This window comes from Psychrobacter sp. GW64-MNA-CIBAN-0177 (genome assembly GCF_040309585.1).
GTDB classification, from domain to species: Bacteria; Pseudomonadota; Gammaproteobacteria; order Pseudomonadales; family Moraxellaceae; genus Psychrobacter; species Psychrobacter okhotskensis.
The window spans coordinates 191,186-205,612 of record NZ_JBEOOY010000004.1; the positions used below are offsets into that span (position 1 = coordinate 191,186).

A 14,427-nucleotide genomic window follows, 5' to 3' on the forward strand; every position below is an offset into this window, starting at 1 on the left:
TAGTTTTTATATAATGGCAGTGCTCTTTTTTGGAGCGCTGCTTTTTTTGGAATTCTCAACTGTTTTCCAAAAATTACACAACTAATTACACATAGTGTGTATTATATAATAACTTTAAATAGACTTATCAGCTTACTGAGAGTTCAACATGTGTGACTATAAAAAGTTATCGAATCAACCTTTGGTCTTTGTATTAGCAGAATTTAGATTTTCTCCTATACTAGGTATAAAGGAATACATACCTAAGATTCAAGATGCTTTGAGAAATAAGCTACCAATTCTAAGAAACACTGAGACCCAAGAAATTACGGTGTCGCCTAACGGTATAAGCTTAGAGGCTCAAGCCAACTGGGAGTTTATCTCTAAAAATAGTCATACCGCAGCTTCGGTTAACCAGAATCGTTTATTGTTTATGACTAGTGAATATGAACGCTTTAATGGATTTGAAGAGAACTGTGATTTCTTATTACAAACTATCATAGATGTTATTAACCCAAGCCTCTGTTTAGGTCTTGGCTTACGTTATAGCGATACCATTTTTAACATTGAAGGCAAAGGTTCAATAGAAGATTTTGTTCAGCCTAGACTATACAACAACGATGATTTAAAACTGTCAGGGAGCTTACTAAGACAGACTAATGAAACTTTATGGAGAACGACAGAAGGGGCTATTTTTATTCGTTCGATATACGGTGAGGATAAAGTTTTAGTTTGGCCTGATGCAGAGAATTTACCCATTGCAATAGAAAAATCTTCTGATAAGCCTGTCAAAAGACTACTATTGGATATCGACCATGTATGGAATGCTCAGGAAGAAGAGTCCGGTCCACTAGATTTTAATAAAGGATTAATACTTAGTAAACTATCAAACATGCATAAAATCAGTCGAAAAGCATTTTGGAATGTAACAACAGAACAAGCCAAGGAGGCATGGAAATGAGACAAAACAGTTATGGAGCAAATAGCTGGATAAATAAGAATATTACTACCGCTTTTATAGGCGCTTCTATTCTTGCCACTACTCCAGCCTATGCTTTTAAGAAATCAACCAGTTACGATAACAGTCGTTATATAATTGACAAAATGAGCCAAGCAAGCGGATCAAGTATTAATGTTAAGTACAATACTCGCCAGTCTCAGCTTTCGACAATAAAAGAGTATTTTGATTTGAGTGATGAAGAGCTTGCTAACCTTGTTGGTGTCTCAAGAAAAACACTGTACAACTGGGAGAAGCAAGGGATTAGTAAAGAAAAAGATAGACAAAGAGTGTTTGAGTTAAGCGTTATCGCAGAAGACTGGAGTTATAACAAGCTTCCTACTGATAAAGAAAAGCTGTTTACCCCTATCCTAGGTTCTACTAGCGTGATGCAAATGTTGACAGACGAAAAGCTTGATAGAGAAAAAATAATTTTTGCAGGTCGACGTCTTACTCATCAATCACTGACGCCTGAAGTAGGTTTGATTTAGAGGTTTAAATGCAGCGTATACTCGAAGCATTAGGATGGCGACAAGGCAGCTTTGTCAAACCTGAATCAGTTGCAAAGCTAATAGGTGATATAGATAGTACGTTCACTATATCTGCTAACAACTTGTTGGTTGTTGCCTCACAATCATGCGACGTTGCCTCCTCGCAAGAAGAATACATCGAGCTCTCTATTGTCCGGCTTTTATCAGTTGAAGCGTTTAATAAACAGTATAGCCATAATCGTCATCCTAGAATATTGCATATAGAAGCCATCTCAAACAGCTCTGATGAGAAGGTTATTTTAGAGCTAAAAGCTCACGAAAAAATTCAAATAAAAAAGTCACTTCTTGAAGAATTTAAACCTGATTCTTCAATTAACTTTTTAGAAGGGAATCTAAATCAGTATATTGATTGGCTAGCTGGTCGTTATAAAAGACCAGCATTACCTACTAAATTCGATCAGCTAATCGCGTCTTCTGATAAGAAAGGTAAAAGAAAAAAGATTGCTAAGCGAGCTAATGAACATCTAACTGGTATATATGTTGAGATTTATCCAAATCGAGATATTAAGGATGAAGAAACTTATTCAGTTAATTTGTTAGGTATAGCTTCTAATGATCAGTCTATTGCTTCTGCTACTGATGCACTTAATGAATATGCCGATATATTAAAAGATGCAGGAATGGACGTCTCTGTTCCTAAAGTAGGCACTGAATTTAAAATTTCTGTAGGTACTTTACGCCAATATCAACGTATCAATTTTGACTATCTTTCGTACGAAGAAAATAACCCTATACCACCTGATACAGGAATTTAGACAAAAAAACACCCAACCAAGTTGAGTGTTTTAACTAAAGAGAAGTGCCGCTAAATCAAATTATTTTTTCTTCTTTTTCTCAGCACGTTTTTTCTCAATCAGGGTTTGAGCGGTAGTATTTTCTTCCCACCAATCGCCCATATCTTGCCAGTAGAGATAAGCCTGCTCTTTACCACCAATTTCGATACCATAACTATTGATACCCATACCGCGTGGTCTAGGATGACGCTTTTTAAGAATTTCATGCGCCACTTCAGGCAAGTTATCTTTTGCGATATCCCACTCTTTTTCAGCCTTATCTAATTTATCTTGATAACAGTAAGCCAGCACCTTACCGAAAGCGATATTTGCAAGCATATCCTCTGGATAGTTGTCGCAAATTCGAATTATTTTCTGATACTCTTCGGTAAACATGTACCATTCTATCAGCGCTTCACGCATACCTAGGTTGTCATTAGGGCAAACTTGTAGCAGCCTTTCTCCCTGCTCGCAGGCTTCATCAAAGCTCATATTGTCAGCATAGACATTTGCCAGCTGAAACAGCGCTCGCAAAAAGGGACGGTTATCCATGATGCCCCATGGCAGCTTACTTTTTTGCCAATTAAAGTTTTTGGGGAAATACTCTAAGTATAGGCGCATACATTCGCGGCTACTCAATAGTGCTAAAAAGCTGTCATCATGCTGCTCACACAAAAATGCTAAGTTAAAGTAAGCATCAGGGTCATTCATATTCTCTAATACTAAAAACTGAGCAATATCACGAGCCACTTCATAACCTTCTTTCTCCAGCGTCATCTGTATCACTTGGAATGAGGTTAGCGGCTGCTCATCAAAGTCTTGCACAATTTCATGCTGAAATTTGGTCATGACTTCATTCATAATATCGTTGATATCACGACCTCTTTTTACCTCGGCATCTACAAAGGCTTTTATTTTAAGATTAAGCGCTCTACCAGCGCCAAGCGCATTTGATCTATTGTCAGCCGACTTATCGCTAACGTCATCTTCAAACATCCACTCGTTCTGTCCCACATGAACCAGTTTCATAGTCCATCACTCCTTTGCGTTGATATTACAATCATAGCATATGAATAATTATTCCCACTCAATAGTAGCCGGCGGCTTGCTCGACACATCATAAGTCACACGTGACACATCAGCAATTTCGTTCATGATGCGGTTCGATACCGTCTCGATCAAATCATACGGCAGATGCGCAAAGCGCGCCGTCATAAAGTCAACAGTCTCAACCGCACGTAGCGCGATTACCCACGCATAGCGGCGGCCATCACCGACCACGCCGACTGATTTGATTGGTTGGAATACGGCAAAGGCTTGCGCCGTTTTGTCATACCAGCCTGAACGCTCAAGCTCTTGCATAAAGATAGCATCAGCCAAACGCAAGACATCCGCGTATTCTTTTTTCACTTCACCCAAGATACGCACGCCCAAACCTGGACCTGGGAACGGATGACGATAGATCATTTTTGCTGGTAAGCCTAAAGTAATACCAAGCTTGCGCACTTCATCTTTGAACAAATCACGTAACGGCTCAATCAGCTTAAATGCCAAGTCATCTGGCAACCCACCGACGTTGTGGTGGCTCTTAATGACGTGGGCTTTGCCTTGATGTGATTTGGCAGATTCGATGACGTCTGGGTAAATCGTACCCTGTGCTAAGAACTCAACAACTTTACCATCGCTCTGCTCGCTCACTTGACGCGCACTATCAGCGAATACGTCGATGAAGGTTTTACCAATGATTTTGCGTTTTTTCTCTGGATCAGACTCGCCTGCTAGCGCATCTAAGAACAAATCTTCAGCATCAACACGGATGACTTTAACGCCCATGTTTTCTGCAAAAACTTGCATGACCTGATCGCCTTCATGCAAACGCAAGAGACCATTATCAACGAACACACAAGTCAGCTGATCACCGATTGCTTTGTGCAATAGTGCTGCAACGACTGAGCTGTCCACGCCGCCCGATAGTCCGAGCAATACTTGCTTGTCACCGATTTGCTCTTTTAACTGGGCGATACGCATATCAGCGATATTGTCTGGTGTCCAGTCGCCTGCACAGCCGCAAATCTGATGCACGAAACGACCAAGCAATTCTTGTCCTTGTAGCGTATGCGTGACTTCTGGGTGGAACTGTAGACCATAGTACTGTTTGGCATCATCGGCCATAATCGCAATCGGACAGCTTGGCGTACTAGCAACGATGTCAAAGCCTTTAGGCGCTTCGATGACTTTATCACCATGGCTCATCCAAACGTTTAGCTTGGCAGCCGCGCCGTCAGTCTTGCTGTCTTCGATACCGTCAGTCAGCTGCGAGTGACCATTTACTTCGATGGTCGCCGCACCAAACTCATGAATATCACTGGCATGAACCTGCCCACCGAAACGATCCGCCATCGCCTGCATACCGTAGCAAATGCCCAATACTGGCACGCCCAAGTCAAACACGGCATCGTTGATACGTGGGCTATTCTCTGCGTGTACGCTCTCAGGACCACCCGATAGGATGACACCTTTGGCACCAAAATCCGTGATACGCTGAGTGTCGATGTCGTAAGGGAACATCTCACAAAACACCCCAGAATCGCGCACACGGCGGGCGATCAGCTGGCTATATTGCGAGCCAAAATCGAGGATTAAGATGCGGTCTTGCTTGATAGTCGGTATTGTAGAAGTGGCAGCGGCAGTGGTCATAAATCGATGTCCATCAATAAATAAATTGGTGGCCTATTTTAACAAGTTTACGTCCTCTATTGGCTATTAGATGGTTAATTATTGACGATTTTTGCTAGTTATCAATAGCGATGACCCGTTATTAGCGAATATTGACGATTATTTGAATGTCAGAAGGCAAGCGTGGGGAAAAAAGAGACAGCAAGCTCAATAAATAATTCTTAATAAATAGCTAGGTGGAGATGACATTTATATTCGAGTAAGTCCTAATAATAGGACTGTTTAACAAAAATGATAATTTTTTATTATACAAATGACGAGTACGTATAAACGTTTTGTTTATATTGTGATATGCTCAAATGATAAGCAGTTTAACGTTAGCACGGTAGATATATAGTCATTCGCAAATGATATCAATATATATTAATACAAAGCAATCGAGTACAAGCTATACATTAGTATGGTCAGCGAGGTTGACGTTGTAATGATTTGATAGTAGGTAGGTTATAGCATCGCTAGCTGTCGCTCACTATCTGCCGTTAAGCGATCGTTATATTGGCTCTAATGATTAACACCAGATCTCAATCCAAACCTAAATAAAAGTGATAGTCGGTTCAGGATAATTTGGATACAGGGAAGACGAGTGAAGTGTCTACAGGATAGTAGACTGAGCGCGCCTGACCTCGCATCCGATTTATATAAAATGTGACTATATAATAAATCGAAAGGCTAAACTTCTATGAGCAAAATCAAATCCCTTATCCGTAAAAGCCCTAAATCTGACCAGTCTGCACCTATCGCCGTAAATTCTGATAATAAAAATATCGATAACATCAGTGTAGATAGCGTCTCAAAAGATAATACCTCCTTAAATACACCCATCGAGCAAACGCGCTGGAATGGCTGGGGCAATGTCAGTATCAATAAAAAAGTCTCACCACACGGTGCGAAATTAATCAAATCACACATCGGCAAAACCAATAAGCTAAAGTCTGTCAGCTTGCAGCAAGTACTTAAAACCGTCCCCAAATCCCGCTTGCCTGTTGCTATGACTGAGCTTGATACCGTATCTGTCGATAACGAAGTGAGACTTAGACACGCCCGTGGGCAAAGTTTTCCCGATTGGATCGCTATGCACGGTGGTGACTTTGAAGTCTTCCCTGATGGTGTCGCTTTCCCTGAATCGACTGATGATGTCGAGCAATTACTTAAATTAGCCCAAGAGCATGATCTTATCGTCATTCCTTTTGGTGGTGGTACTTCCGTCGTTGGTCATATCAATCCACAAAAGGGCTCGCGCCCCGTATTGACCGTCGCTATGAGCAAGATGGATCAGCTGATGGACTTAGATAATGAGAGTCAAATCGCAACCTTTGGTGCGGGTACGCAAGGGCCAGCCGTTGAGAAACAACTGGACGAGCATGGCTACCGCTTGGGACATTATCCGCAGTCTTGGGAGCTGTCAACCCTTGGCGGTTGGATCGCCGCGCGCTCTAGTGGTCAGCAGTCGTTGGGCTACGGGCGCATCGAGCAAATGTTTGCGGGCGGTACGCTAGTCACGCCGCAAGGTGTGCTAAATATCGCTGATATTCCGGCTTCATCGGCAGGGCCTGATTTGCGTGAGATGATGATGGGCACCGAAGGTCGCGCCGGCATCTTTACGACAGTAAAAATGCGCGTACAGTCACAACCGGAACAAGAGCTATTTAAAGTTGCCTTTTTACCCAATTGGGCAGCAGGTAAAGCCGTACTAAAACAAGCGGTGCAGAGCAATGTTCGTCTGTCTATGCTACGTCTCAGTAATGCAGTCGAGACCGATGCACACTTACATCTGGGCACTACGCCTAGTCAATTCTTGGCTATTAGCACTTATCTAAAAGCGCGCGGGCTTAGCTCAGATAAAGTCATGCTGACTTACGGCGTCTCAGGCGATAAAGCGCAGAATAAACTCGCGCTGACCCAGTTCAATAAATTATTAAAGCAGCACGGTAGTGTCACGGGTAAGCTGACCGATATCATGGGCAATATCTGGGCACACGGGCGTTTCAAGTTTCCTTATCTTCGTGGCACTCTGTGGGAAAAAGGCATCATGGTCGATACCTTTGAGACCGCGACCAACTGGATTAATATCGATGAGCAAATGGCACAGATGCAGGATGCGGTGAAAACTTCGCTAGCAGATGAAGGCGAAGACGTCATGGCGTTTACTCATATCTCGCACGTTTATAAACAAGGTGCCAGTCTTTATACGACTTACTTTTTTAGAGCGGCAAAAGATCATGCTGCTACCTTAAAACGCTGGCAAAAAATTAAAAAGGCGGCCAGTTTAAGTTTGGCCAATGGTACAGCGACAATATCGCATCAGCATGGTGTTGGCCGTGATCACGCCCCTTATCTTGGCGCTGAAAAAGGCGCGCTTGGCCTACAAGTCACCAGCGATATGATCAAAAGCTTAGATCCTGAACAACGTATGAATCCGGGCGTTTTACTTGAAGAATGATTGCTTAAAAAGAGGAATGATAAGTACTATAGCGATATTTTTAAGCAGCCTCTTCTGGCGCAGCACGCAAGAAAAAATATTGCTGTCGCACACCGTAATCATGACGCTTTTTTGTTTAAAATTGCCTATGTCATATCAATGGATAACTAAGATGAATCACCTATGAACCAAACCAAACAACGTGAGCAAGCCCTAGCGCCCTTATCTCAAACGCAGCCTTGGGATATGCTCATTATCGGCGGTGGTATCACGGGCGCAGGCATTGCTCGTGAGGCGGCAAGGCGTGGTCTTGCGGTATTACTTATCGAGCAAAAAGACTTTGCTTGGGGCACGTCCAGCCGCTCTAGTAAAATGGTACATGGCGGACTACGCTATATTGCCTCGGGCGATTATAAAACGACTTTGCTTAGCGTGCGTGAACGTGAGCGCATGCTGAGTGAGGCTGGCGGCTTAGTCAACGAGATGCATTTCGTTATGCCGCATTATAAAGGCAAGTTCCCGCCGCCATGGATATTTAATACTTTGCTTCGCGTCTACGATAAGCTGGCAGGCAAGCGCTATTTTACCTACTTTAAAAAGGACGCTTTTTTGCGTCTGAATCCTCATATCAAGCAAAATAATTTTTTGGGTGCCAGTCAGTTTAGCGATGCGGTGACCGATGACTCGCGACTCGTGATGCGCGTGCTGGACGAAGCCATACATGACGGTGCGCAGGCGATTAACTACTTAAAAGCTGAGTCGTTACTCACTAATGAGCAGGGCTTAGTCGTTGGTGTAGATCTTAGAGATACCTCTTCTGAAAATAGCAATCAGACTTATAAAGTTCATGCCAAAGTCGTGGTTAGTGCCACAGGTGCTTGGGCGGACACCTTACGGATGCAAGCCAGTAAGCAAACGGAGCAAACCTTTAATAAGCAGATCCGTCCCTCACGCGGCAGTCATTTGGTAGTCAGTCAAGAGCGCTTGCCTATTCATCAGGCCTATACTTTTTTACACCCTGTCGATAAAAGAGCGGTGTTCGTCTTTCCGTGGGAAAACCGCACCGTCCTTGGCACCACCGATTTGGATCATCCACCATTAGGCGATGAAGAGGTCGGTATTACTAGCGAAGAGGTCGATTACCTACTAGCGGCGACCAATGCGCTGTTTGATGATGCCGATCTCAATCGAGAGGATGTCATCAGCACGTGGGCGGGCGTGCGTCCACTGATTTCAGAAGGTGGCGACGGTAAGCGCGTCAGTCCGAGCAAAGAAAAGCGCGATCATAGCGTGTGGCTAGATAATAATTTAGTGACCGTCAGCGGTGGTAAGCTCACGACCTTTCGCCTCATTGCGCTTGATGTCCTTAAAAAGTGTCAAGAAGTGCTCGCCCTTGATGAATCAGTTGTTCAAAACAACAACCTAGACAGCGACCAAGTCTTTAGCAATCAAATCCCAACCAACCCCAAATTCGCCACTTTACCAAAATCTCTACAACAGCGCTTACAAGGGTTTTACGGTCTACAACTTGATAGGTTGCTTGAACTTGCCCATGACGACGATTTGGCTTATGTCACCGACAGCAATACCATTTGGGCGGAGATTCGTTTTGCTGCACGCTATGAGCAAGTCATTCATTTGGATGACCTACTACTGCGTCGTACGCGCTTAGGGTTGATACTGCCGCATGGTGCGATGACGCCATTAATCAGTGCCAGACTGAAGCAAATTTGCCAGCAAGAGCTTGGTTGGGATGAGCAAAAGTGGCAGCAAGAAGTCGCTCGCTATCAAGACTTATGGCAGCATTATTATCATCTGCCTGCGGCTTAATGTTTTTTATCACCACATAGTTAAGGACGACTATGACCACCCTTGATGACCCTATTTATTTCTTAGCCATTGATAATGGTACCCAAAGCGTCAGAGCGCTTATCTTTGATCAATTTGGCACTGAGATCGCCAAAGCCCGTGTGCCTATCGAGCCGTATTTCTCCGAGCAGCCCAATTATGCCGAGCAGCACGCCGACTACTATTGGCAAAAGCTATGGGAGGCCTGCCAAAAGCTGTGGCAAAGCTGCGATATTAAACCTGAGCAAATCGCCGGCGTCAGTCTCGCCACTCAGCGTTATACGATGATTTGTTTGGATAAAGACAAACAGCCGCTTCGCCCCGCTATCGTCTGGATGGATTTGCGCCGCGCTGAAACTCATGACATTGGTTTTTTAAACCCGCTGACCAAAATCATCGGCATGGGCGAATTAGTCAAAGACGCCCAGCAAAAAGCGCGCTGTAATTGGCTGGCGCAAAACGAGCCTGAGATATGGGCAAAGACTGCGCACTACGTCAATCTCTCCGCCTACCTCACTTATCAGCTAGTAAGTGAACTTATCGACTCAAATGGTCACGCCGTCGGCTATCTGCCGTATGACTACAAAGCGCAAACATGGCTCAAACCCAAAGACCTTAAATGGCGACTGTTTAGCTGTACCCCCGAGCAAATGCCCAAAATCGTCCCGCCAGGCCAAAATCTTGGTGAGATAAGCGCCAAAGCTGCCAAAGTCACAGGTATCCCAGAGGGCACGCCAATGATTGCCGCCGCCAGTGACAAAGCCTGCGAAGCCCTAGGCGCAGCGGGACTGTCCGCCGATACCGCATGCCTTAGCTTTGGCACCACCGCCACCATCAACACCATCTCCCCCGATTATGTCGAGATTCTCAAACACATGCCCGCCTACACCGCCGCCGCCCCGCATTACTACAATCACGAGTACATGATTTATCGCGGCTTTTGGATGGTCAGCTGGTTTAAAGAACAATTCGCCCACTATGAGCAAGCGCTTGCCAAAACCCAAGGCATAGACACCGAAAAGCTCCTCGACGCCGCCGTCAAAGGCATTCCAGCAGGCAGCATGGGACTCATTATGCAGCCCTATTGGTCGCCGGGCGTGCGTCATCCTGGACTTGAAGGCAAAGGCTCGCTTATCGGTTTTGGCGATGTGCACACCCGCGCCCACGTCTATCGCGCTATCTTAGAAGGGCTGGCTTACGAGCTTAAGCTTGGATTTGATACGATTGAAAAGCGCACCGGCAAACCCATCAAACACCTGCGCGTCTCAGGCGGCGGCTCCCAAAGCGACGCCGCTATGCAGCTCACCGCCGACATCTTTGCCATGCCCGCCTACCGCCCGCACACTTTTGAAGCCACTGGCCTCGGCGCTGCCATCAACTGCGCGGTGGGTCTCGGCGTCTATCCTGACCACGCTGCTGCCAGCGACGCCATGACCCATTTAGGCGACGAATTCTTACCTATTGAAGCCAACGTGCAACTCTACAAGCGTCTGTATAACGAGGTCTATCTGAAGATGTACGAGCGCCTAAAACCCTTATACCAAAGCATTCAAGACATCACAGGCTACCCCGCCAAGTAGTCTGTGCAAGTTTGAGGTGTGGATGTATTGGGAGTGGCCAAAAGGTGGGATGCTTTTGGTTGGTATGTTGTGGGAGCTAATCGCGCCTTTTGCTTGTATCTGTACCCCTAAGCGTGGCGGGCACTAATGGCTGATGGCATTCCTGTATTCTCGACACTACCCTCAGCCAAGTGCCCGCAACCCGCTTAGTCGCACAGGATACCGCGTCAGTCACGGCTAAAACGCGCCACAAGGCAACTATTCCAAACAACTTTAAAGAAGATATTGAGTATTCAGGCAGTTGATTTAAGAAAGAATGATCGATAAGGATATTACAAAAATGTTAAGTGGAAGAGGGATGCCTCAACATCAGGTGTGTGGCATACAATGTTGCTATAGTATGCGCTCAGGAAGTTGCTCATGAAAGGTCGGCAAACCCACATAAACCTTGTTATAACGATTCATTTCTGTTTACAACTATCCGACTTGCTTAAAAAGCTTCATCTAAAACACTAGAAGAAAAGGTATTTCAGAGGGAAAGTAATATTGGCACGATCCTCTTCCACCTAGAAAGATAACCTATTAGTATTGTAATTTCAACTCATTACGTTCTATAAGTTGTTTAATATTAAAGTCTTTCCAATTTACAAACCAATAGCTATCTTCAAGAACATTGACACAAGATTCAATCGTATGGGGTAGTTGCTTTATATCGTCATTAGCCAACTTTAAAGCTCTTACTCTTACATCAAAAGGAATGTATGGACAACATAGTACATCTAGTAATAAGTGAACTAACTCAGAATCATCCTTAATTACATTATATGAACTAAGTCTACTCATAGCTATACTAATAACTTTATTTTTAATTTCGATATATTCACTATGGTTGTTGAAATAATAAAGCAAAGAAATAATCTCAAAATAATTAAGATCATCACTACTATTAATTAAGCCTTCAAAATAATTAGGTGGAAGTCTAAAGTGATCTCCAAAGTTACTAGTTATTAGTACTACGTTTAGCTTTTCAATAGATATATACCCTTTGCGCCTCTCACTTTTATATCTATCAAAACTAATTTCTTTTATTGTATTAACAACAAGACTCTTTATTCTTGGGGAGTATATTTTGAGATTAATATTAGATTCAAGAAAATCTAGTAAAGATATTATTACTTTAGCTACTTTACTTGAAGCGTTGATAGTAGGATAAACTTTGTAATAAAAAAATATCAGTTCTATCATTAGCTCTATATTACTAACAAAAATTTCATTCGAGCCTTCATTAGTAATATATTTATCATAAAAATCAATAGAACAGCTTATCCGTTTTGTAAAAAAGGATACTAAATAAGATGAAACTTGAGCATAGCCGCTATTAGTATTTGATTTGACTACCAGTCTTACTTCATCCATAAATTTATTCATGAAACTATCTTTTCTATAGATTTTACTATACAAATACTCACGTTTTTTTAAGTAATTTTCCTGAAATACTTTACTTTCAAAATAATTTAGACACCTTGTTAAAGCTACTATCGTTTTAGATTTTTCAGTAAAAAAAGGTCTTTCAAACTTAGATAATTTTTCGTTATTAATATAAAGATTATAATCCGATAAGCGGTCGCTGACAACAGCAGAAACTGTTTTACAGATTTCATCCGTCATACCAAAAACAATATAATCATCTACATATCTCAGTACCTGATAATCCTCTTTATTATAAAGTGAGTAAACAGTATCCAGCTCTTTCTCGATATTCGTATCAATATCTTGAAATATTATTTCTGCGAAAATACGACTAAATTCTGATCCAACTGGAATACCGTTAGTTTCATTAGCGTTACTTCTCTGCATTATAGTATCTAGTTTTTGAGCAAACTGATTACTCCATCTGACATAACTACCTTTTATATAGTCTTTATTTTTAGAAGCCCAAGAGATTGTATGTGTATATATACTATCAAAACAATTAGCAACATCTAGCATATACATGTATGAGAACTTAGCCTCCATCTCTCTATAGAGAGGAGAAGTATAGAACTTATATATACGATCGTACCCTCTATAAGAATAGAATGAAGAAGAGTGTTTTTTAAACATTTCTTCCTCAATAGTATCTATTCGAACCTCCTTATAAGATCTTTGTAATACTTCTGGCTCTTTTTTATTCAGATAAAAGGAATTACAAATTCTTATAGGACTTCTAATTGAGAAATTATTTTTATCACATAATGATAATAACATGTCAGAATCCTCTCTATATACTTCGAGGTAATTCATTTGTGATCTTGGATGTACTAAAGACAATGTTCTAAGTCTAAGCTCATTCTTAATTATCTTATATTTAAACGGTTCAGACTTACTCTTCTGAAGTTCGTTTCTTTTTTTAACTGATAAATTCTCATCTAATTCGGGTCTAATTAGCAGCTCGTATAAATACTTAACAACTTTTGTTTTTTGACTGTTTTTATCATTTTTGACTATATGACTATTAATATATAGTCCAGCGTTACTAAATATTATAGGTACATCGGATGGAATCGTATCTGTTAGCAAAGCTCTAAAATAGTCTTTTTTATCTAACTTTATTGGTTTCATTTAGTATCTCCAAGCGTCTTTTATAAGTCGGAGTCTGTCGGGAGAAAATCTTTTATAGTTGTTATTTAGAAACCCTTTTTCAAAGGAATAGTTAAGTAGTAATCTTTTTTGTCTATTACTCAAAGTATAACTGTTTGCAACTCTACTACTCATAGGCGCTTTGAGTATCAATTTTCTTAAATAAACATCTATTTTTTTAAGGCTTTCAGAACTACTATCTATATTTACATTGCTATAGTAAAGACCTGTTGCAAACACTTTATTCGTCTTTTTATCCTTCATTAATCTATTCGAAGTTAGAAAAGCTAGCCTGTCTTCTAATAGCTTAAAATCACCGGTCTTTAGATAACAGTAAATAGACCTATAAACCCTAGTCTTTATTTTTTTTATCTTTTGCTGTGTAAGAGAAACTTCAACCCCTCTAAAAATTGATTTGCATTTATTTTTCTTCTCACTTCTATTTTCACCTTCAATTTTATTATTTATGACCTTGTACTCATACCCTAGGTAATCAAATGTCGCAACCTCAGAAAAGTTGTAATGTCTTTGTGACACATATATTATTTTCTGCTTATTGTAGTTAAAAGAAAGCTCGTTAGGTAAGAAAGACTTAATAGACTTTAGAAATTTTTTTCTGTCTTCAAATCCTGATGATATTATTAGTATATCGTCTACATACCTTGAGTAGAAAAATATATCGTCTTGAACACGAACCTTATTGTCGAAATCTTGAAGAATTAGTTCTGCAAGTGATGGACTGAATTCAAGCCCTCTTGGTAAACCGACTCCTTCAGTTTTATGCACATCTTCTATAATTTTTTCAATCAATATCCTAGTTTGATTACTAACAACTTTGTGAGTTAGAGCTTTTCTAATAGTATTGATACCCCCCTATGGCAGGATAGTTGTCACCCCTAAAGAATAATCCAAATGGGGGCACAAGGACCAATCATGCCACGTTATA

The 14,427-nt window shown here is 41.6% G+C and carries 10 protein-coding genes; 6 read left to right on the forward strand and 4 right to left on the reverse strand.

Features of this window, described 5'->3' with window-relative positions; genetic code table 11:
* The first annotated feature begins 148 nt into the window (after positions 1-148).
* From AAEY79_RS04685 to AAEY79_RS04695, 3 genes are read left to right on the forward strand one after another with little or no spacing between them, the layout of a single operon-like run.
* Positions 149-940 carry a TIGR04255 family protein gene (locus tag AAEY79_RS04685; RefSeq protein WP_025645354.1) on the forward strand — a complete coding sequence of 264 codons (792 nt, stop codon included), beginning with the start codon at positions 149-151 and terminating at the stop codon, positions 938-940.
* Complete coding sequence (locus AAEY79_RS04690) at positions 937-1,467, forward strand: hypothetical protein (RefSeq protein WP_025652919.1); 531 nt, start codon at positions 937-939, stop codon at positions 1,465-1,467. Before AAEY79_RS04685 ends, AAEY79_RS04690 begins: the two co-directional genes overlap by 4 nt.
* Positions 1,468-1,475: 8 nt before the next feature.
* Positions 1,476-2,282 (forward strand): hypothetical protein, encoded by an 807-nt coding sequence (locus tag AAEY79_RS04695; RefSeq protein ID WP_025652918.1) that lies wholly within the window; start codon positions 1,476-1,478, stop codon positions 2,280-2,282.
* Between the two features lie 60 nt (positions 2,283-2,342).
* Here AAEY79_RS04695 and AAEY79_RS04700 read toward each other — a convergent pair whose 3' ends face one another.
* Together AAEY79_RS04700 and guaA are read right to left on the reverse strand one after the other, a co-directional pair.
* Entirely contained in the window at positions 2,343-3,329 is a 987-nt protein-coding gene (locus AAEY79_RS04700) for a lipopolysaccharide assembly protein LapB (RefSeq protein ID WP_201567674.1), read from the reverse strand.
* A gap of 48 nt (positions 3,330-3,377) precedes the next feature.
* Positions 3,378-4,997: a glutamine-hydrolyzing GMP synthase gene (guaA, locus tag AAEY79_RS04705; RefSeq protein WP_352287449.1), complete on the reverse strand. Its 1,620-nt coding sequence runs from the start codon at positions 4,995-4,997 to the stop codon at positions 3,378-3,380.
* Between the two features lie 718 nt (positions 4,998-5,715).
* On the opposite strand from guaA, the gene AAEY79_RS04710 reads away from it, so the two are divergent.
* From AAEY79_RS04710 to AAEY79_RS04720, 3 genes are all read left to right on the forward strand, one after another.
* Positions 5,716-7,476, forward strand: coding sequence for an FAD-binding oxidoreductase (locus AAEY79_RS04710; RefSeq protein WP_352287452.1), 1,761 nt, complete (start codon positions 5,716-5,718; stop codon positions 7,474-7,476).
* A 162-nt stretch (positions 7,477-7,638) separates the two neighbouring features.
* The gene (locus AAEY79_RS04715; protein ID WP_352287455.1) at positions 7,639-9,285 is read left to right on the forward strand and encodes a glycerol-3-phosphate dehydrogenase/oxidase; all 1,647 of its coding nucleotides are present in this window, start codon (positions 7,639-7,641) and stop codon (positions 9,283-9,285) included.
* Positions 9,286-9,317: 32 nt separating this feature from the next.
* Positions 9,318-10,883, forward strand: coding sequence for an FGGY-family carbohydrate kinase (locus AAEY79_RS04720; protein ID WP_352287458.1), 1,566 nt, complete (start codon positions 9,318-9,320; stop codon positions 10,881-10,883).
* 561 nt (positions 10,884-11,444) lie between these two features.
* On the opposite strand, the gene drt3b is transcribed toward AAEY79_RS04720, so the two are convergent.
* On the reverse strand, positions 11,445-13,463 hold the full coding sequence (gene drt3b / locus AAEY79_RS04725; protein ID WP_352287461.1) for an antiviral reverse transcriptase Drt3b: 2,019 nt from the start codon (positions 13,461-13,463) through the stop codon (positions 11,445-11,447).
* A complete protein-coding gene (drt3a, locus tag AAEY79_RS04730) occupies positions 13,464-14,348 on the reverse strand; it encodes an antiviral reverse transcriptase Drt3a (RefSeq protein ID WP_352287466.1) in 885 nt (294 codons plus the stop codon).
* Between the last annotated feature and the right edge of the window lie 79 nt (positions 14,349-14,427).